General features: G+C 73.1%; 13 protein-coding genes. 4 read left to right on the top strand and 9 right to left on the bottom strand.

The annotated features are described in order from the left end of the window. Positions 1–8: 8 nt before the first annotated feature. A complete protein-coding gene (locus NAG42_RS16840) occupies positions 9–1,358 on the bottom strand; it encodes an alpha-hydroxy-acid oxidizing protein (protein ID WP_250031232.1) in 1,350 nt (449 codons plus the stop codon). A 68-nt stretch (positions 1,359–1,426) separates the two neighbouring features. On the opposite strand from NAG42_RS16840, the gene NAG42_RS16835 reads away from it, so the two are divergent. Continuing rightward, the gene (locus NAG42_RS16835; RefSeq protein ID WP_250031231.1) at positions 1,427–3,187 is read left to right on the top strand and encodes a hypothetical protein; all 1,761 of its coding nucleotides are present in this window, start codon (positions 1,427–1,429) and stop codon (positions 3,185–3,187) included. Here the strand turns inward: NAG42_RS16835 and NAG42_RS16830 are convergent. The 3 genes from NAG42_RS16830 to NAG42_RS16820 all read right to left on the bottom strand — a co-directional run bounded on the left by NAG42_RS16830 (position 3,184) and on the right by NAG42_RS16820 (position 7,041). Further along, entirely contained in the window at positions 3,184–5,736 is a 2,553-nt protein-coding gene (locus NAG42_RS16830) for an EAL domain-containing protein (RefSeq protein ID WP_250031230.1), read from the bottom strand. The two genes, NAG42_RS16835 and NAG42_RS16830, sit on opposite strands and share 4 nt — an antisense overlap. Before the next feature lie 79 nt (positions 5,737–5,815). Beyond that, on the bottom strand, positions 5,816–6,130 hold the full coding sequence (locus NAG42_RS44120) for a cold-shock protein (protein ID WP_284045417.1): 315 nt from the start codon (positions 6,128–6,130) through the stop codon (positions 5,816–5,818). 23 nt (positions 6,131–6,153) lie between these two features. Further along, entirely contained in the window at positions 6,154–7,041 is an 888-nt protein-coding gene (locus NAG42_RS16820; RefSeq protein WP_250031229.1) for an alpha/beta hydrolase, read from the bottom strand. A gap of 87 nt (positions 7,042–7,128) precedes the next feature. Here NAG42_RS16820 and NAG42_RS16815 point away from each other — a divergent pair, with 87 nt between their 5' ends. Next, positions 7,129–7,968, top strand: coding sequence for a helix-turn-helix domain-containing protein (locus tag NAG42_RS16815; protein WP_250031228.1), 840 nt, complete (start codon positions 7,129–7,131; stop codon positions 7,966–7,968). Positions 7,969–7,977: 9 nt separating this feature from the next. After that, positions 7,978–8,868 carry an NAD(P)/FAD-dependent oxidoreductase gene (locus NAG42_RS16810; protein WP_250031227.1) on the top strand — a complete coding sequence of 297 codons (891 nt, stop codon included), beginning with the start codon at positions 7,978–7,980 and terminating at the stop codon, positions 8,866–8,868. A gap of 23 nt (positions 8,869–8,891) precedes the next feature. Here NAG42_RS16810 and NAG42_RS16805 read toward each other — a convergent pair whose 3' ends face one another. After that, on the bottom strand, positions 8,892–9,197 hold the full coding sequence (locus NAG42_RS16805) for a hypothetical protein (protein ID WP_250031226.1): 306 nt from the start codon (positions 9,195–9,197) through the stop codon (positions 8,892–8,894). A gap of 10 nt (positions 9,198–9,207) precedes the next feature. Then, positions 9,208–11,988, bottom strand: a complete 2,781-nt coding sequence (locus NAG42_RS16800) for an FAD-binding and (Fe-S)-binding domain-containing protein (protein WP_250031225.1) — start codon at positions 11,986–11,988, stop codon at positions 9,208–9,210. A gap of 16 nt (positions 11,989–12,004) precedes the next feature. On the opposite strand from NAG42_RS16800, the gene NAG42_RS16795 reads away from it, so the two are divergent. Next, on the top strand, positions 12,005–12,658 hold the full coding sequence (locus NAG42_RS16795; protein ID WP_250031224.1) for a GntR family transcriptional regulator: 654 nt from the start codon (positions 12,005–12,007) through the stop codon (positions 12,656–12,658). Here NAG42_RS16795 and NAG42_RS16790 read toward each other — a convergent pair. From NAG42_RS16790 to NAG42_RS16780, 3 genes are all read right to left on the bottom strand, one after another. Beyond that, the gene (locus NAG42_RS16790; protein ID WP_250031453.1) at positions 12,632–14,521 is read right to left on the bottom strand and encodes a DUF3320 domain-containing protein; all 1,890 of its coding nucleotides are present in this window, start codon (positions 14,519–14,521) and stop codon (positions 12,632–12,634) included. The two genes, NAG42_RS16795 and NAG42_RS16790, sit on opposite strands and share 27 nt — an antisense overlap. A gap of 179 nt (positions 14,522–14,700) precedes the next feature. Beyond that, a complete protein-coding gene (locus tag NAG42_RS44905; protein WP_250031223.1) occupies positions 14,701–17,964 on the bottom strand; it encodes a DUF4011 domain-containing protein in 3,264 nt (1,087 codons plus the stop codon). Positions 17,965–18,062: 98 nt separating this feature from the next. Beyond that, a complete protein-coding gene (locus NAG42_RS16780; protein WP_250031222.1) occupies positions 18,063–20,369 on the bottom strand; it encodes a bifunctional glycosyltransferase/CDP-glycerol:glycerophosphate glycerophosphotransferase in 2,307 nt (768 codons plus the stop codon). Positions 20,370–20,448 lie beyond the last annotated feature (79 nt).

The raw sequence follows: 20,448 nt of genomic DNA, 5'->3' as shown, positions 1-20,448 counted from the left end.
CAGGACCGTCAAGAGAAGAGCTCCGCCGCTGTTGTGCCTTCTTTCCCCGTCGGTTGGAGCGTCTTCCCGCCCACCTGGCGTGTTTGTGCGATCACCAGCTCCCGGCCGATCGCCGGGATGTCGCGGGTGCCGGTCAGGGCCATCGTCAGGTCGAGCTCGGCGACGACGTTGCGGACGACGTCCTCGACGCCGCTCTGCCCGGCCAGCGCCAAGCCGTACATGTAGGGCCGGCCCAGCAGGACCGCGTCGGCGCCGAGGGCCAGCGCGGTGAAGACGTCCGCGCCCGACCGGATGCCGCTGTCGAGCAGCAGCGTCGGCTCCGGGCCGAGCTCCTCGCGGATGGCGACGAGGGCGTCCAGTGACGCGACGGCGTTGTCGACCTGACGACCGCCGTGGTTGGACACCACGACCGCGCTCGCGCCGAGTTCGAACGCGCGCCGGGCGTCGTCCGGATGCAGGATTCCCTTCAGAACCACCGGAAGCTTCGTCCGATCGCGCAGGGTGGCCAGATGATCCCAGCTCAGCCCCGGATTGGAATAGATGTCGAGGAACGTCTCGACCGATGCTCGCGGCTCCGGTGAGCGCAGGTTGGCCCAGAACCGGCCGGGATGGTTGCGGCTCATGGCGAGCAGGGTCCGGATCGCGCCCGGCGTGACCGGGGTGGCCTCGCGCCGGGCCGGCCGGGCGATCCGCTCGGCGACGATCTGCCGGAAACGCGGATCCGACGTGTACTGCGCGATGCCCTGCCCCCGGCTGAACGGCAGCGAACCGAGATTGAGGTCCTGTGGCCGCCAGCCCAGCACGGTGGTGTCGAGCGTGACGACCAGGGCACCCGCCCCGGCCGCCTCGGCCCGCGCGATGAGGCTGTCCACGAGCCCGTCGTCCTTGCTCCAATAGAGCTGGAACCACCGGGAGGCGTCACCCATCGCCGCCGCGCAGTCCTCCATCGGGGTGCAGCCCTGGTTGGAGAAGACGTATGTCGTGCCGGTCGCGGCAGCGGCCCGGGCGATGTGCAGGTCGCTGTCGTCACCCATCAGCGCCCCGGCCCCGATCGGGGCCAGCAGCACCGGAGTGGCGTGCCGGGAGCCGAGCAGCTCGACAGAGAGGTCGCGGTCGACGGCGGCCGACGCCATCCGGGGCACGATCGCCCAGCGGTCGAAGGCGGCCCGGTTGCGGCGCATCGTCCGGCCTTCCCCGGCGCCACCGGCCACGTACGCCCAAGCGGTGGCACTGCTGGCCCGCCGGGCCCGCCGCTCGAGTTCCCCGAAATCCGCCGGCACGGCCGGCCGGCGTCCGAGCACGCCCTGCCGGTAGATCGCGTTCAGCCGGCTGAGCCCGGCTCCCGGAGTGGTCGTCATGGTCGGCCACGCTATCGCGACGCTGGGGAAAGGTGATGTCCCGGCCCCGCGGGCGGTAGCGTGCCGACGTGGGGAACGAGGACGAGCTGTTTCTGCTGCGCGCCTACGAGCCGGTGGCCCGGTTCACGCAGGGGGAATACTTCTTTCCCGTCTCGGCCGAGCGGTATGTGAGCCGGGCCGGGCTCTGGCGGGCCGAGCCCGGCGAGAGCCCCGTGCAGCAGGTGCCGCCGGGCATGCTGACGCTCGACGGGCTGGACGTGGCGGCCGGCGCCGAGCAGGGCCTCTCGCTCTCGCTGTCGCTGGTGGCCGGGGCCGACCAGCGGCTCGGGGCGTCGCACATCCCGTTGCGCGAGCGGCCCCCGCACCTGCGCCGGTCGAGCCGGTTGGCGTCGGTCGGCATCACCGCGCGGCTGATCGACACGGCCAACCGGATCTCGCTGCTTTTCCGCGGCAGCGTGCCCGGCGGCAGCGCGGCCCACTCGTTCCTGCTCCAGCGCGACCACCTGAAGCCGGACAAGCTCACCTATTACGGCCGGGTGCTGCGCGACGACCCGTGGATCGTCTGCCAGTACTGGTATTTCTACAGCTTCAACAACTGGCGGTCGGCGTTCGGCGGGGTCAACGAGCACGAGGCCGACTGGGAGCACGTCACCGTCTATCTGGACGGCACCGGCGAGACCGGGCCCGACGGGTTGCCCGAGCCGCGCTGGGTGGTCTTCTCGGCGCACGACGAGACCGGTGACGACCTGCGGCGGCGCTGGGACGACCCGGATCTCACGCTGGTCGGCGGGCGGCACCCGGTCGTGCACGTCGGGGCGGGCTCCCACTCGGGCGCCTATCTGCCCGGCGACTATCTGATCACCGTACGCCCGCCGCGGCTCCGCGGGCTGGTCAGCGTCCTGCGCTGGTCGGCCCGGCTGTTCGCACCCTGGGCGGCCGAGGGACAGCAGGCGGTCGGCATCCCGTACGTCGACTACGCCCGCGGCGACGGCCGGGCGGTCGGCCCCGGGCAGCCGGAAGCCTGGCACCCGGTGGTGATCGGTGACGACACCCCATGGGTGCGCGACTACCGCGGCCTGTGGGGGCGCGACACCCGGGACCGGCTCGGTGGTGAGCGCGGCCCGGCCGGTCCCCGATACGGGCGCGACGGCACCGCCCGGCAGTCGTGGGCCGACCCGGTCGGCTGGGCCGGTCTGGCCAAGGTCGCCCCGAACCCCGGCGCCGAGCGGGCGCTGGTCGAGCTCCGTACCCGGGAGAACGACGACCGGCTGACGGCGCTCGACGCCGAGATCGCGACGCTGCGCCGCCAGCTCGTCCGGGCCGCCGCCGGCCTGCCGGTGGCCTCGCCCGAGGTCCGGGCGCTGCACCCGGTGGAGCGCCGGCTGCTGGCTCTGCGGATGGAACGGACCCGGCTGGCCGACGAGCAGTCCCGCACCGTCACGGCCGAGACCGTCGCCCAGCACCCGCACGCCCACCTGATGCACCGGCGCCTGCCGATGGAGGCGGCCACCGGCCTGCGTGGCCGGCTGATGTCGTGGTGGGCCGTGCTGAGCACCCCGCTGCTGCTCTGGGCCATCGCCGTGGCGGTCTCACCGCTGGGCCGCTCCGGCCTCGACATCGCCGCCATCTGGCTGCTGGGCCTGCTCTGCGTCGAGGGGCTCTTCCGCGGCAAACTGCTGGCCGTCCTGCTGCGCCTGATCCTGGCCGTCGCCGCGATCGTCCTGCTGGTGGTGCTGTGGTTCGACGGCCGCTACGTCGTCACCTTCACCCTGCTGGTCGCCTCGGCCGCGGTGCTGCTGGTCAACCTGCGCGAGTTCGTCCGGCGCTAAGGTCGGCGCCCGGCGTCGTGGAGCTGGTCCAGCAGGGCCTCCAGGCGTTCGGCGGGCATCGGGCGGCCCAGCAGGCTGCCCTGGCCCAGCCGGCAGCCGGCGGTCCGGGCGGCGTCGAGGTCGGCGTCGTCCTCGATGCCCTGGGCGATCACCTCGAGGCCGAGGCGGCGGCCCAGCGTCACCGCCACGTCCATCACCGCGCCGGGCCGGCGGAACGACAGGGCCGGGTCGAACACCTCGCGGTCGATCTTCAGCAGGTCGATCGGGAGGATGCGCAGGCGGCTCAGGGTGGTCGGACCGGTGCCGAAGTTGTCGACGGCTGTCCGCACGCCCTGCGCCCGCAGGCGGCCGAGTGCGGCCGCGACGTCCTCGACCGGCGGCTGGTGCGCCTCATCGCGTACGTCGGAAAGGTGGTGCTCGGCGATCTCGAGGACCAGGGCCGAGTGGGGCAGGTCGTGCTCCTCCAGGGCCCGCTGCAGATGGGCCGGGAAGGCCGGGTCGACCAGCTCCCGGGGCCGGATGTCGACGGCCAGCCAGAGGTCGCGGTGCCGCCGCCGCCACCCAGCGAGCCGGCGGCACGAGTGGTGCAGCACGCCGTGCCCGATCGTGACCAGCAGCCCCAGATCCTCGGCCAGCGACAGCAGCTCGTCCGCCGCCACCACACCCAGCACCGGATGCCGCCAGGCCGGCACGGCCTCGACCCCGGCCGGACGGCGGCCCGGCAGCTCGAGGATCGGCTGATAGCTGACGTCGATCTGGCCGCGCGCCACCGCCCCCGGCAGATCCTGCTCGAGCGTCGATCGGCGCAGCAGCCGCGCCTCCATCTCCGCCTCGTACCACTCCACCGCGCCCGGCGGCCCGGACCGTACGGATCGCAGCGCGAGCGACGCCCGGCGCACGACCTCGTCGGTGGTGTCGTCGCCGGTCAGGTCGGCCAGCCCGGCCCAGGCCGACAGGTGGGCGACCGTCTCCGCCGTCGTGTAGGGCGCGGACAGCGCGTTGACCAGTTGACCCGCGAGCAGCTGGGCCCGCACGGCGCCGCAGTGGGTCAGCACCGCGAACCGGGTCTCGCTCAGCCGGGCCGGGATGTCGGCGTCGGCGACCCGGGAGCGCAACCGGCGCGCGGCCTCGACCAGCACCACCTCGGCCAGGTCGCGCCCGTGCACATCGCCGACCGCGGTCAGCCCGCTCAGCTCGACGACGATCATCGCGGCCGCGTCGGGGACCAGCTCGGCCGCCCGCAGCAGGCCGGCCGCGTTGGTCAGGCCGGTCTGCGGGTCGAGGTGGGTCGTCCGGCGGAGCGTCTGTTCGAGGTCGTGGGTGCGGGTGACGTCGCGGATGTGCACGACCAGCGTGTGGCCGGGCTCGGCCGGGTCGGCGCCGTTCGTGGTCCACTCGGTCTCGCGCCACCGGCCGAAGCCGTCGCGCAGCCGCACCGCCAGCGCGCTCGCCTGCGGACGCTCGAGGCGCTCGGTCAGGAAGGCGTGCACCGTCTCGACCTGCTCCGGGTCGACCAGCACCGACACCGCGCGGCCGAGAACCTCCTGATCGGACAGCCCGAACTGACGGGCAGCGGCCGGCGACTGCCAGCGCACGGCCAGGTTGGCGTCCAGGATCATCGCCACCTCGGCCGAGCCGAACATCAGGCCGCGCAGCCGGTTGCCCTGATCGATGAGGTGCCGGGCCTGGCGGCGCAGCACGGTCGCCGACACCCATTCCCGGGTTGCCACGGCGGTGATCGCGAGAGCCCCCAGCATGATCGAGACGGCGTCGAGGCGGCCGCCGTCGATCAGGTGGTAGACGGTGGCCAGGGCCGAGGAGAGGATCAGCAGGCCGAGCAGCGGGAAGCTGGCGACCGACTCGCTGCCCGGCGGCGGCACCGGCCGGGTGTCGGGCGAGATCCGCACCGAGCCGTGCCACAGCCCGGCCGCGGCCACGTTGATCGCGGCCGCCGCGGCCAGACCGGCGATGGCGGCGTTGGCCTGACCGGGGAAGTCGCGGGCGATGACGAGGGCCGTCAGCCCGGTCAGGGAGAGCGCCGCGGCCGTCCCGCACCACTGCAGCGCGGCCCGGTGGCGCAGCGCGTGCACGCCGGTGACCGCGGCGACGGCGATCGCGCCGCCGCCGAAGATGATTGCGGTGATCGTGGCGCCACGCCGCTCGCCGCCGTCGGCGAACAGCAGCATCCACACCGCGTACACCAGGCTCGCCCACACACCTAGCGTGTCCAGCCCGACCCGCAGCCGGGCCAGCGCCTCCCGCCGCTGGGGCGGGCGCAGCAGCGCGGGGAGATAGAGCGCCGTCACCAGGAAGACGCAGACCAGCGGGATCTCGGCCGCCAGCGGGACGCCGTCGACCTGCGCCCCGGGCGCCAGCAGATCGGCCAGGCCGCTCGCCGCTCCGGCCAGCGCGGTGAGCGCGACGCCGCCGGCCAGGGCGAGGGCGCGCCGGCGGGGCCCGGCCGCCTGTCCTTCCCAGGCAGTGCGGGCCATCAGCACGGCGATGACGCCGGAGCAGCCGGCCAGCAGACCGGCGACCACACCTTCCATACAATCGTCCGAATCAGTGCGAGGGGTAACTCCACCAACGAGTGACCCCGGGCGGCGGTTACGGCCGCGACGCCCAGCCCTACCCGTTCTCTTGATCGGGGCTGTCGAAAGTCAGCGTCAGCGTGCTGTGGTAGGCCTGGGAGTTGCCCCAGGTCTGCGGCTGGTCGGGTGGCTCGGTCGCTTCAGTCCACACCTTCGTGGCCCGATAGGCGTATCCGTCCTGACTGGCCGACTCGGCCCGGAAGGACACCTGTTGCCCCGGCTCCAGGGCCCGATAGCCCTCCATCGCGATGACCGAGAAGGACACCCAGCAACCGCCGGGCACATCGGGACCGTCGATGACGCCCCAGCCCTCGTCCGCGTCGAAGGTGCGCACCGAACCCGAGCTCGTCATGGGCCCATTGTGCCCAGGCCGGTTCAGGCGGCGAGATGCCGGCTGTAGAACGCGGCGAGCCGGGTGACGGCCTGGGTGACGTGCTCGTCGGTGTCGTAGAGCGAGATGTGGGTGCCGCCGTCGATCACGAACAGCTCCTTGGGCTCGACCGCGCGGGCGATGGCCTCGCGGCTCATGTACGCCGTGTTCGCGTCCGAGCCGATGATCATCAGCAGCGGGCGGGGCGCGATGAGGTGGATCAGGGCGAACGAGTCGTACTGGACGATCATGTCGAGGCTGCGCACCGGCCACGGCTGGACCGCACGGGGATGCTGGCCGCGGGGCGTGCGGTAGTACTCGAAGGTCTCCGCGTCGACGGCATCGGTGATCCACTCCTGCCGGGCGACACCCTCGCCACGGGCCTCCGCCGTGCGCGCGGCGTTGGACAGCTCGAGGAGCGCACGGGTGGCCGCCGGGCTCTGGGTGTGGCCGAGACCGTCCCGCATCACCGTGCCCAGATCCGTCCCGCTGACCGTGGCGACGGCCTTCATCCGCAGGTCGGTCTGGGCGGCGAAGGACAGGTAACCACCGGAGGCGCAGATGCCCAGCCCGCCGATCCGATCCGCGTCGATCTCGTCGCGGGTGGTCAGGAAGCTCACCGCCGACTTGACGTCCTCGGCCCGCTGCACGGGATTCTCCAGACCTCGCGGTTCGCCCTCGCTCTCACCCTGATACGCGGCGTCGAAGACCAGTGCCGCGAACCCCTCACGGGCCAGCCGCTCGGCATAGATGCTCGCCGTCTGCTCCTTGACCCCGCCGCCGGGATGGCCGACGACCACCGCCGGGAGCCGGCCCGCGGTGGCCGCGTCGGGCAGGAACAGGATGCCGGCGAGCGAGAGGTTGCTGCTGGGGAACGTGACGTCGATCTTCATGCCCCGACGGTGACACGCGAGGCCCGGTGCGAACAGGGACAGAACTGGCCCCCTCAGCGGCGGTCCCGCGGTGTGACACTTGATCGTATGGGCACCGAACTGGGCGACTTCCTCAAGGCCCGCCGCAGGGAGCTGAGCCCGGCCGCCGCCGGGCTTCCCGACGACGGCCGGCGCCGGGTCCCGGGCCTGCGCCGGGAGGAGGTCGCGCAGCTGGCGTCGATCAGCCCGGATTACTACACCCGCCTGGAACAGGGCCGGCGCCGGGCCGGGGAGCCGGTCCTCGACGCCCTGGCCCGGGTCCTGCGGCTGGACCCGGACGAGCGGGCCTATCTCTTCGAGCTGTCCGGCAAGGATGCCGGTCGTCCGCGTCCGCGCCGGGTTCAGCGGGTGCAACCGCAGCTGCGGCGACTGCTCGACGATCTCACCGGCACTCCGGCCTTCGTCCTGGGCCGGTGCACCGACATCCTGGCCTGGAACCCGCTCGGTGCCGCGCTGTTCACCGATTTCGCCCGGTTGCCCGCGACCGAGCGCAACTTCGTCCGCCTGGTGTTCTGCGACCCCGGGGTGCGGGCCATGTATCTCGACTGGGAGTACGCGGCCCGGGCCTGCGTGGCCCAGCTCCGGATGGAGGCGGCGCGCGACCCGGACGATCCGCGCCTGATCACGCTGGTGGGTGAGCTGTCGGTACGGGATCGAGATTTCCGCCGGTGGTGGGGTGACCACCGGGTGGCCGTCCGGACCGCGGGCACCAAGGCCTTGCGTCATCCGATCGCCGGCGACCTCGACCTCGACTGGTCGACCCTGACCGACGCGGCCGACCCCGAGCAGCAGCTCATCGCCCTGACCGCCGCGCCCGGCAGCGCCGCCCACGACGGATTGCGCCTGCTCGCCGCGTCGCAGCGGGATGCCGGACGGGGAACTGGGTAGGTTCCGGTCATGGACGTTGTCGTGGTGGGAGCCGGGATCGCCGGGCTGTCGTGTGCGCGGGCTCTGACCGAGGACGGGGCCCGGGTCCGGGTGCTCGAGCGGGGCCGGGTGGTCGGTGGCCGGCTGGCCAGCAAGCGCTACGACGGTCGCTATGCGGACATCGGGGCCGCCTATTTCGTGGCCGACGATCCGGGGTTCGCGGCGCAGGCCCAGGACTGGGAGTCGCGGGGGATGGCTCGGCGGTGGACCGACACCTTGCGGGTCTATCCCGGCGGCGAGACGACGACCGGGCCGATGCGATGGGCGGCTCCCGGGGGGTTGCGGTCGCTCGCCACCGACCTCGCGGACGGGCTCGACGTGCGACTTTCGACCGAGCTCGGCGAGTTGCCGGCGGACGCGGACGCCGTGGTGCTCGCCATGCCCGGTCCGCAGGCGCTGCGTCTTGCTCCGCCGCCGGCCGTCGAGGCGGCGGCCACGGCGCAGACCTGGAAGCCGGTGATCGCCGCCGTCCTGACCTACCCGGCCCGCGAGTGGGGCGACCTGCGCGGCGCCTTCGTCAACGGCCACCCGGCGCTGGCCACCGTCTGCGACGACGGCGACCGCCGCGGCGACGGCGCCCCGGTCCTGGTCGCGCATTCCACCCCCGAGCTGGCCGCCCGGCACCTCGACGACCCGGCGACCGCCGGGCCGCTCCTGGCCGATGCCGTCGGTGAGGTGCTCGCCCTCTCCGCGCAGCCCGAGGTGCACGTGCACCGCTGGACCTACGCTCAGCCCGAGCCGGTCGACGCCCCGTACGCGGCCGACGGCCGGATCTGGCTGTGCGGCGACGCTTTCGGACGCCCGCGCGTGGAGACCGCCTGGCTCTCCGGCCGCGCCGTCGCCCGGGCCCTGCTCGGGTGAGCGACCGGCGGAAGCGGTAGGCCTCAGCGGCTCCGCTTCCGCGGCCGGTATCGGAGGAAGGCCAGCCCCATGAAGGTCAGGGTCAGGGCCAACGCGATCAGGATGAGCACGATCGAGAGATCCCAGTCGTCGGGGACCGATTGCCCGAGGGCCAGGAAGATCAGACCCAGCCCGCTGCACAGCGAATACATCCCGGCGTCCCGGGTCGACCGGAACGCGGCCCGCGACCGGCCCGACAGGCGGCCGGTCGCGAGCACGTAGCAGCCGTGGACCGCCACGCCGGCGCCGGCGAGCAGCACGGCCAGGCGTAGCCAGAAGAGGAAGCCCATGGCGGTAGGTCTACCCGGATGCGCGGCCGGGCATGCCGTCCAGCAACTGGGCCAGGTGCACAGCCGGGCGGTCGCGCAGATCGGCCACCTGGGTCCGGCAGGAGAAGCCGTCGGCCAGGACCACCGCGTCGGGGGCCGAGTCCAGCGCGGGCAACAGGTTCTGCCCGGCCACCGCCACCGAGACGTCGTAGTGGCCGATCTCGACGCCGAAGTTGCCGGCCAGGCCGCAGCAGCCCGCGAGCCGCTCGACCTGGGCGCCGGTCGAGGCGAGCAGGTCGGCGTCGGCCTTCCAGCCCAGTACGGCGTGGTGGTGGCAGTGCGGCTGGGCGATCACCGAGACGCCGGACAGGTCGGGTGGGGTCCAGCCGGGGGTCTCGGCCAGCAGTTCGGCCAGCGTGCGCACCGACGAGGCGACCACGGCCGCGTCGTCGGAGCCGGGGAGCAGCTCGTGCACGTCCGAGCGGAGCACCGCGGTGCACGAGGGCTCGATGCCGACGATCGGAATGCCGTTGCGCGCGTCGGGCGCCAGCGTGGCCACCGTACGGGAAAGGATCTTCTTGGCCGGGTCGAGCTGACCGGTCGTGATCCAGGTGAGGCCGCAGCAGACCGAGCCGGACGGGAGTCGCGGCTCGTATCCGGCCGCGCGCAACACGCGTACGGTGGCCTCGGCCACCTCGGGTGAGAACGCGTCGGAGAACGAGTCGGCGAACAGGATCACGGGTCGCGCCGAGCTCGGACGGGGCCGGAACGTGCGGCGGAACGGGCGGCGCGCGAAAGCCGGGACCGACCGTCGCTTGTCGACACCGGCCAGCCACAGGGCCAGGCTGCGGATGCCCGGCAGCCGGGTGCCGAGGTTGGCCAGCCGCGGCGTCCACCCGGCGAGGCGGGCCCAGAACGGCAGCTTCCCCAGCGTGTAGTGCGACCGTGGCCGCAACCGCCCGCGATAGGTCTGGTGCAGCACCTCGGATTTGTAGGTGGCCATGTCGATGCCGGTCGGGCAGTCCGACGCGCAGCCCTTGCACGACAGGCACAGGTCGAGCGAGTCGTGCACGGACGGGTCCGACCACGACAACTCACCCCGGACCACCTCCTGCAGCACCCGGGCCCGGCCGCGGGTCGAGTCCTTCTCCTCGCGGGTGGCCAGATACGACGGGCACATGACGCCGTGCAGTGCCGAGTTGTCGGCCCGGCACTTGCCGACGCCGGTGCAGCGGTGCACGGCCTGCGCCAGGTCGCCGCCGTCGTGCGGGTAGGCCAGCGCGAGCTCCTTGAGCGGGAACCGCCCGGCCGGGCGCACGTCGGCGTCGACCGGGTCGGGGTCGACCAGCACGCCCGGGTTGAGCAGGTTGCCCGGGTCGAAGGCCCGCTTGATGCCGGCGAAGAGCGCGAGGGCGTCGGGGGAGTACATGTGGGGCAGCAGCTCCGAGCGGGCCCGGCCGTCGCCGTGCTCACCCGACAGCGACCCGCCGAACTCGCCCACCAGCTTCGCCGCGTCGACCAGGAAGTCCCGCATCACCTTTGTGCCGCCCGGCTGGTCGAGGGGGAAGTCCAGCCGGACGTGCATGCAGCCGTCACCGAAGTGCCCGAAGGGCGCCGAGGTCATCCCGTAGGCCGCGACGAGCTCGTCGAACTGCGCGAGGTAGGCGCCCAGCCGGGCCGGCGGGACGGCCGCGTCCTCCCAGCCCGGCCAGGCCGGCCGATCCGACGGGGCCCGGCCGGCCAGCCCCGCGCCGTCCTCCCGGATCCGCCACAACCGGGCCTGGGTCAGGGGATCGCTGACCACCAGGGCGTCGTCGGCGATGCCGTCGGACGCGAGTGTCCGCGCCCGCGCCTCCACCTCGCCCAGGTCGTCGCCCGCCAGCTCGACGAAGAGCCAGGCGCCGCCGCGCGGCAGCGGCGGGACGGCGGCCGGGCCGCGCCGGGCCCGCAGCACGTCGAGCAGCCGGGAATCGAGCCCCTCACAGGAGGTCGGACCGTGCGCCACGACGGCCGGGGAGGCCTCACCGGCGGCGACGATGTCGCGGAACCCGAGCACGACGACCACCCGGACCGGCGAGTCGACCACGAGTTTCACGGTCGCCCGGGTGATCACCGCGAGCGTGCCCTCGGAGCCGACCATCGCCTGGGTGAGGTCGAACCGCTCGGGCAGCAGGTGCTGGACGGCATAGCCGGAGACCTGCCGGCCGAAGCGGTCGAACTCGGTGCGCGCGGTGGCCAGATGGCGGCCGACGACGGTCCGCAGCTCGTCGACCACCGGCCCGTGCGGCGCCGTCGTGTCCAGCTTGTCGCCGGCCGCGGTCAGCAGTTCCAGCCCGGCCACGTTGTCGGAGGTGCGCCCATAGGCCAGCGAACGCGACCCGCAGGCGTTGTTCCCGATCATGCCGCCGATCGTGCAGCGCGGGTGGGTCGACGGGTCGGGCCCGAACCGGACGCCATGCGGGGTGGCCGCCTTCTGCAGCACGGCGTGGACCGTGCCCGGCTCGACCACCGCCGTCCGGGACGAGGGGTCGATCTCGAGCACCCGGTTGAGGTGGCGGGAGAAGTCGAGCACGATGCCGCGCCCGACCGCGTTGCCGGCCACCGACGTGCCCGCCCCGCGCGACGTGAACGGCGTGCCCGTCTCCCGCGCGACCGCCAGCGCCGCCGCCACCTCGTCGACGTGCCGCGGCCGCACCACAGCCAGCGGCGGGATGCGGTAGAGCGACGCGTCCGAGGCATACATCCCCCGCGTGCCCGCGTCGGCTCGCACCTCGAGACCGGCCTTCTCCAGTGCCGCCACCACATCGCTCATGGGTAACATGTTACTCATGCCGTCGCTGACCCTCCCGCCGGAGGCGCCCTCCCTGGCCGACGCCGTCGCTCTCGCCGTCCGCGAGGGCATCGCCGCCGGGGAGCTGCTGCCCGAGACCACCTATTCGGTGTATCAGCTGGCCGACCTGCTCGGCGTCTCCCGCAGCCCGGTCCGCGAGGGCATGCTTCGCCTGGCCGAGGCCGGCCTGGTCGAGATCCGGCGCAACCGCGGCTTCCGCGTCCTGCCCCCACGGGCTTGCGACATCGAGGAGATCGTCGAGATCCGTCTCGCCCTGGAGCCCGCCGCCGCCCGCAAGGCCGCACTCCACGGCTCGGCCGAGCAGCACGCGGCCATCCGCGCCGCGCTCGATGCCATGGCCGTGGCCGACGAGGCGTCGTTCTGGCCGGCCGACCGCGCCCTGCACGACCTGCTGCTGCGGGCGGCCGGCAACACCCGGGCCGCCGCCATCGTGGCCCAGTTGCGCTCGACCACCGCCCTGCTCGGCCCGCCCACCACGGCCAGCGGCCGCACCCTGGCCGAGATCCACGCCGAGCACGAGCCGGTTGTCACCGCCGTCCTGGCCCGCGACGGTGCTGCCGCCGAGGCCGCCATGCGCGCCCACCTGGAGGCCACCGGGGCGCTGCTAGTGGCCCACCTCGCGGGCCGATAGCCGGCCGTCCGCGCTCCGCGCCAGCTGCCCGGCGTCGACCAGCCCGGCCAGCACGGCGGTGAGGCGGGCGTCGATGTCGGGGCCGCGGCGGGCCCAGCCGAAGACACGCGCCGCGGCGGTCTTGAGATCCGGCTCGGCGACCGTGCCGCCGTCGGTGACCAGGCTGACCAGGGCGAAGCCGAGCTCGTCGTCGGCGATCCGGTCGACCGAGCGGGAGACACCGTCGCCCGGACCCCGGGCCACGGTCACCGGCCGGCCGGGGATCGCCAGGAACGTGCCGTCCCAGCTCACCGGGGCCCGGCGGATCGCCGAGGCGATCGCCGCCTTGATCTGGGTGCCGACCCGGCCGATGTGCCAGGCGTCCCGCAGGCGCTGATGCACGACGGCGAGGTGGACCGGGCCCTCGACGGTCACCAGGCGTTCCAGGGCCGGCGCCATGTCGTGCTCCAGGACGCTGACCCAGGCCGGCAACGGATCGAGGTGAGCCTTCTCATAGGGCCGGTTCCAGGCCGGCGTGGCCGACTGCTGCACCGCCTCCCGGCGCACCGCCGGGCGCTCGGGGGCCGGGCGGGTGAGCCGGCCCTCGACCCGGCCGGCGACGGCCGCCTCGATCGCCGCCCGCAGGCGCTCCTCCTCCCGCACCCGGTGGCGATACCAGGCGGTGCCCCAGATCCGGTGCAGGGTCCAGCCCAGGCCGGTCAGGATCTGCTCGCGCAACCGGTCGCGGTCGCGGGCCGACGGCGACGAGTGGTACATCGCGCCGTCGCATTCGACACCGAGCGCGTACACCTCACCCGGGTAGCCGGGATGGCGTACGCCGATGTCGATCCGATAGCCGGCCGCCCCCACCTGCGGGGTCGCCCGGTAGCCCCACGACCTGATGGTCTCCAGCACCGCGTCCTCGAACGGGCTGTCGGTGTCGCGGTGCTGGTCGGCGAACTCGAGCGCGAGCGCCGGCAAGCCCCGCTCGGCGTAGTCGAGATAGGCGACCAGGTTCCGGACGCTCTCGTTGCCGGTCTCGGGGATGTCGCCGGCCCGGATGGACGAGACGACCTCCACCCGTTGCCGGGCCCGGGTGATGGCGACGTTGAGCCGCCGCCAGCCCTTGGGCCGGTTCAGCGCGCCGAAGTTCCCGGTGATCTTGCCGAACTCGTCGAAGCCGTAGCCGATCGAGAAGATGATGACGTCGCGCTCGTCGCCCTGCACCGCCTCCAGGTTCTTGACGAAGAAGCCGCTGAGCCGGTCGTCGTCGCGGAACCGTTCGAGGTCGGGGCGCTCGGCCAGTGCGCGATCCACCGCCTCCTCGATCGCGTCGGCCTGCGCCACCGAGAACGCGACGACGCCCAGCGACAGGCCCGGGCGGGTGGTGAAGTGGTGGACGACCCGCTCGGCCACGGCGACGGCCTCGAGGGGATTGTCGCGACCGGCCCCACGCCGATAGATGCCGTCGACCGGGAGAAGCTCGATGCCGAGGTCGGGGCTCTCCGCGTTGGCGCTCGGAAAGGTGACCAGCCGTCCGCCGTAGAAGGCGTGGTTGGAGAAGGCGATCAGCGCCTCGTGCCGGCTGCGGTAGTGCCAGCGCAGCCCGAGGTTCTCGAAGGCGCCGCAGGCCTTGGAGAGCTCCAGGATCGACTGGTAGTCGCGCACCTCCGTGTCGGGCTCCTCGGTCTCGTCCTCCTCGACGACGCGCTCGAAGAACGAGGTCGGCGGCAGCTGCCGGTCGTCGCCGGCCGTGATGAGGGCCCGCCCGCGATAGATGCAGTTGATCGCGTCGCCCGGCGTGACCTGCGAGGCCTCGTCGAAGATGACGACGTCGAACTCGAGGTCGGGCGGAAGGTACTGGCTGACCGCGAGCGGCGACATCATGAAGCAGGGCTTGAGCGCCAGCACCGCGTTGCGGGCCTGCGAGATCAGCTCGCGGACCGGCTTGTGCCCGCGTTTGCGCAGGCCCTCCCGGCGGATCAGGCCCGGCTCGCCGACCGCGGACGCCGGCGGCCGCTGCTGGTTGACCCGGGTGATGATCTCACTGACCGCGGCGGCGATCAGCTCGTGATCGAGCCGCTGATACTCGGCGACCAGATGGTCCCGGTCCTCGGCCCGCACGGGCTGCAGCGCCTCGTCGCGGCGCAGGACGTCGTCGGCCCAGGCCCGCAGGACGGTCGCCTCGACCAGCGGGCGAAACTGATCGGCGGCGATCCGGCGCTCGGCGCAGAAGTCGACGACCGGGTCGAGGCCGTATTCGGCCAGCACCTCCCGCGCCTCGAGGTGGACGAACCACTCCTCCTGACCGGCGCTGTCGGTCCGCAGGTCGTCGAGCAGGTCCGGGCGTGGTCGTAGTCGTCGAGGTCCGCGAGCAGCTCCGCGTGCCGGTGCGCCGCGAACGCGTCGACGATCCGGGTCCGGGCGGTCCGCCAGGCCGCCAGCCGGTCCGGCAGGGCTTCGGTGTATCGACCGTCGGACAGCGCCCGCACCTGGGCCGGGGACAGCGGCTGATCGGCGCCGGTGGCCAGGCGGCGAGCCCGGGCCGTCCAGTCCAGGGCGTCGGCCAGCGCGGCCTCGTCGGTGGCGGTCCCTCGATAGGCGGCCCCCAGCACGCTGCCGTAGTGGTGGTCGCCGGCCACCAGGGCGGCGTCGGCCCCGGCCGCCGCCCGGCGCAGCCGGCCGAGGCGCTGCGCGGTGGCGAAGTCCAGGTCGCGCCCGATGACCTCGGCGTAGCGGGTGATGAACGTCGCGGCGGCGCGCAGCGGTGGCTCGTGGTCCCGCAGCCAGTCCACCGCCTCCCGTACGCCGCCCAGCGCGAGCTCACGCGGGGCCGCCGCCTGCCATCGGGTGAAGGCGTCCCGGGCCTCGACAGCCGCCGCGATGAGGTGCTCGTCGGGAACGGGCCGGCAGATGTGCTCGACCACCGTGGGCAGCGCCTCGGCCGGGACCGTCGAAACCACTTCCCCGGTCGTCCGCAGGGCTTCCCGCACCGCGCCGAAATCGGTGCCCCGGCCCCGCCAATAGCGACCGAGCCAGCCCGCGAGGTCGTGCTCGGCCCGGCCGAACTCGTGCCGGGCCCGCTTCCAGGCGACGGCCGCGTCGAGATGAGCGAGAGCCTCCGCCGGGCTCACCTCGGGCCGGGTCAGCGCGCCGACGGCCCGCTTGTCCCGCCGGTAGGCGCCGAGCACGCGGCGCAGACCGTGGTGCACGGTCGCGAAGCGCTCGGCCAGCTCGTCGACCGGTGCCTCCGGAGCCTGCTCGGTGAAGTAGCGCCGGGCGCTCTGCTCCGCCTCGGCCAGGGCCACGGCGTGCCGGTGCAGCTCGTCGGCCGCGGCCCGGACCGTCGCGGTCGCGCCGTCGCCGAACCAGAACGGCTCCGGCCGGTGCGGCCGATACGCGACCTCGGCGACCGCGGCGAGCCGGGCGGCGTCGGCGAACGTGACGATGCGGGGGAGCCGCAGCGTGTCCGCGACCCGGTCCACCGTGGCGGTGTGCCGTTCGAGCATCTCCACCTCGGCCGCGAACCGGTCGGCCAGCGCGGTGTCCTGCCCGGCGGTGAGCTGGTGGAACTCGACCTGCAGCGGTTCGGACGGACCGGCGATGTCCGGCAGGTCCCGCCACTCGACGCCGGACTCGTCCCGGGCCTCCCGCTCGGCCGAGCGCACAGCCGACAGGCGCGCGCGCAGCTCGTCGAAGGCTTCCCGGACGGGCTCGAAGCCGGCGATCGTGAGCCAGCCGTCGCGGGCGGCCCCGGGTCGCCGCCGCGCGTGCTCGACGATCGCGAACAGCCGGGCGGCATCCTCGGGCCGGTCGAGACCGAAGGCGCCCACCAGCTCGGCGTTCACCCCGGCCACCGTTTCCAGGGCCGCCAGCGCCTCGGTCGCCGCCTGGACCCGGCCCAGCAGCGGGTCCCGGTCGACGACGCCTCGCCAGAGACAGGTCTGCTGCTGAGCCACCGGCCGCCAGGACCGTCGTAGCCGGTCGGCGGCGTCGTCGATCCGGTTCAGGTCCTGCGGGGTCAGCTCGGTCACCCGGTCGACCGGGACCGGCACATGGGGCAGCTCGGCGGCCTGGGCGCAGATGCCGAGCACGTCGTGCAGGCTGTAGCTCAGCGGGTCGCGCACCCGGTTCATCGCCTCGGCGAATCGGTTGAGTTGCCGGCGGCGTTCCCGCACGGCGGTGCGCCGTAACGGATCCAGGGCGCGCGGCGCGACCGGGAGGCTGTCCAGCGCCTCGGCCAGGGTGCCGGCCACCTCCTTGCGGCCCGCCTTGGCGCTGTGGAGCTCGAGGAGGTAGGCGGCCAGGCCGATCTCCGACAGGCGGTTGCGCACGACCTCCAGCGCCGCCGCCTTCTCGGAGACGAACAGGACCCGCTTCCCCGCGTGCAGCAGGGCTCCGATCATGTTGGCGATGGTCTGCGACTTCCCGGTGCCCGGCGGCCCGTCCATGACGAAGCTGCGCCCGGCGACGGCGGCCGCGACGCAGGCGCGCTGTGAGGAGTCGGCGTCCAGCACGAGCGGGACGTCCTCGGGCGCGGCCCGCTCGTCGATCTGGTCGCCGGGGATCGGGTCGAACGCGAAGGCCGCGGTCTGCTGCCGGTGGTCCTTGGTGGTGAGTGCCTCGACGAGCGGGTTGGCCAGGACCCGTTCCTCGTTCTCCAGGAGGTCGCGGAACATGGCCTCCTTGTGGAACGTGAAGGTCGACAGGACAACCGTCTCGTCCCGCCACCAGCCCGGTCGGCCCGCGGTCACCCGGTCGACGCGGTCCCACAGCTCGGCCAGGTCGACGTCGGCCACCGGGTCCAGAGCCGGCAGTTCGACGCCGAGCTCGCGCAGCCTCAGCGCGAGCGCCGGGTTGACCAGCGGCTCGTCGTCGCGCGGCCCGAGTACCGGGTCGGCCCGGGGGCCCTGGGAGAGCAGGTCGACCGGCAGGAGCAGCAGCGGGCTGACGAAGCCCTCGCCGTCCTCGTCGGTCCAGTGCAGCAGGCCGACGGCCAGGTAGAGGATCGACACCCCGCGGTCCAGGTATTCCTGCCGCACCCGCTTGAGCAGCCGCCGCAGGACCGGGCCCATCGTCTTGTGCTCGAGGGTGACGTGCAGCGGCAGAGAGCGTCCGGCCGGTGCCTCCTCGGCGTCGGCCGGGACGAAGCAGGCGGTGCGCTCCCGCTGGACGGCGTCGACGATTTCGGCCGCGGCCGGCTCGGAGACGGTGATGATGCCGGGCCGGCTCCGGTCGAGATTGATCAGCCGGTTGCCGCCGCCGAGGTTGATCAGGCCGTCTCGCCAGATCGCGAGCGCGGCCCGAGCGTCCTCGTTCGGCGGCACCTCTTGATTTCAGCAAGGCCGGGCCGCCCGCGCCGGCGAATCCCGCCCTTTGCCGGACGGAGCTCGACTCGCCCGCCCCACCGGCCACTCCCGTCGCGTCAGCGGCCGACGACCGCGCTCGGCTCCTCGGAGATGTCCGTGTCGTCGTCGGTGGTCGAGCGTTCCTGGGGCTGGGTGTCGTCGAGGACGGCCCGCATCTCCTGCAACTGCTCGGTGTGCACCACAGGCACCGCGCCCGCGCCCGGCAGGGCCTGCGCGGCCTCGTCGAGGAACACCCGGCGCACGACGCGCTCCGAGGCGTGGCCGTCGTCCAGATAGCAAAAGCGCTCCCGGAAGACCTTGCGCGTGCCGGCCGCCGTCGACGAGAAGACCTCGCCCGAGATGAACAGGTCGACCAGCTCCGACTCGGTGCGCGCCGTGACGCCCGGGCCCTCGGTGAACACGTCGAGGTAGGCCCCGCGGTTGGCCCGGTATTTGTTCCAGTCGGCGGCGTAGATGGCGATCGGACGGTCCAGCACCGCGTAGTCGAACATGACCGAGGAGTAGTCGGTGATCAGCGCGTCCGCGGCCAGGTAGATGTCCTCGACGCTGGGGTAGTCGCCCAGGTCCATGACCCGAGGGTGACCACCGGCCACATGCGAGCGGTCGAAGTGGTGCACCCGGACCAGCAGCACCGTCTCGGGGGGCATCCGGTCGGCGAACCGCTCGACGTTGAGCAGGGCGTCGCTGCCGAACTCGTAGTCGCGATAGGTCGGCAGGTAGGCCACGGCGACCTGACCCGGCTGCAGGCCGAGGCGCTCGCGGGCCGCGGCGACGTCGTGCTCGGTCGCGTTGACCAGCACGTCGTTACGCGGGTAGCCGACCTCGAGCGTCTCGTAGTCGCACGGGTACGCCCGCTCCCAGATCTCGCTCGTGTAGGCGTTCGGGCTGATGTTGAAGGTCCACCGATCACACCGCTTGAGCAGCCAGCTCATGTTCATGCCCTGCAGGCCGGCCGGGAACTTCAGCTGGTCCACGCCCATCGCCTTGACCGGCGTGCCGTGGTTGGTCGACAGGTGCACCGCGCCGGGCCGCTTGCGCACCCAGCCGGGATAGTTGACGTTCGAGATCAGGTATTTGGCCCGGGCGAGCGCGCGGAAGTGCGCGGCGGTGCCGATGGTGACGGTCTCGACACCGGGCGGCACAGCGTCCTCGGCTCCGGGCTTGACTTCCCAGACTCCGCGTACGCCGGGGGACAGCTCGGTCATCTTCTCGTAGACCGCCCGTGGGTTGCAGGCGTAACCCTTGCCCCAGTACGCCGAGTAGACCGCGAGCTTCTGGTCCATCGGCCGCCGCACGTGCCACCGGTAATACCGCATCCGCAGACGGCTGCGCAGCCGGATCTTGCGCTGCACCTTCTTGGCGCGGAATTTGACCGCGTTGGTCAGGCGGAAGCCGAGCCGGGTGGCCTTCCAGAGCGCGTACGACCCGCGGGCGACCAGCCGGTGCTTGCGGCCCTCCTGCCCCTGCGGCTCGTCGTAGCCACCCGCCGGGAGATGCCGGTGGTAAGCCTTGGCCAGCGCGAGGAAGAACTCGCGCCGGTCCGAGCGAGCCACCCGCTCGGCGTTGTCCAGCACCAGCAGGCACTGATAGAGCATCCGTCCGAAGACCAGCCCCCGGAACGGCTCGGCGCGCGGGCCGATCCGGTCGAGCCGCTCGAACAGCAGGTCGTACTGGTCGAAGACCTCGAAGTGCCGGCGGCCCGGGGTGGAGGTGATGGCCCCGCGGCGGCGCTGGCGGTAGTAGATGCAGACCCGCTCGAGCACCGAGATCCGGTCGGCCAGCATCAGCACGGGGTATCCGACCGGCACGTCCTCGTAGAGCCCGGTCGGATAGGTGATGTCGTTGCCGACCAGGAACTCGCGCTTGAAGATCTTGTTCCACGCGACGTGGAAGACCTTGATCATGGCGGGATACTCGGCCAGCGTGAACGTGCGGGGCAGTTCCTGCGACCGGACCAGCGCCGACAGCTTGCTGCGCCGGCTCTTGTTGTTCCACCAGACCTTGGCGAAATCGACCACCAGCACGTCGGGGTCGGCCGAGCGCAGCCGCTCGGCCACCGCGCCGAGCGCGCCCGGCGTGATCCAGTCGTCGCTGTCGATGAACCACACGTACTCGCCCGTGACGTGCTTCATCCCGGCGTTGCGAGCCTCGCCGAGGCCGGCGTTCTCGGCCAGGTGCACCACGCGGACGCGCTTGTCGCGAGCCGCGTACTCGTCGAGGATCGCGCCACTGTGGTCGGGCGAGCAGTCGTCGACCGCGATCACCTCGACGTCGGTGAACGTCTGCTCGAGGATGGAGTCGAGGCATTCCCGCAGGTACGCCTGCACTCGGTAGACCGGGAGAACAACACTCAAGAGGGGCATGTGGTTGACACCTTTGATCGAACGACCGATCGGGGCGCACGGATCGACGCCGGAAGAATCGCCGTCAGACAACGGCATC

The organism is Paractinoplanes maris (assembly GCF_023544465.1).
Taxonomy (GTDB): Bacteria; Actinomycetota; Actinomycetes; order Mycobacteriales; family Micromonosporaceae; genus Actinoplanes; species Actinoplanes maris.
Note: the sequence above shows the minus strand (reverse complement) of the source record. Positions and strands in the feature narration are given on the sequence as shown.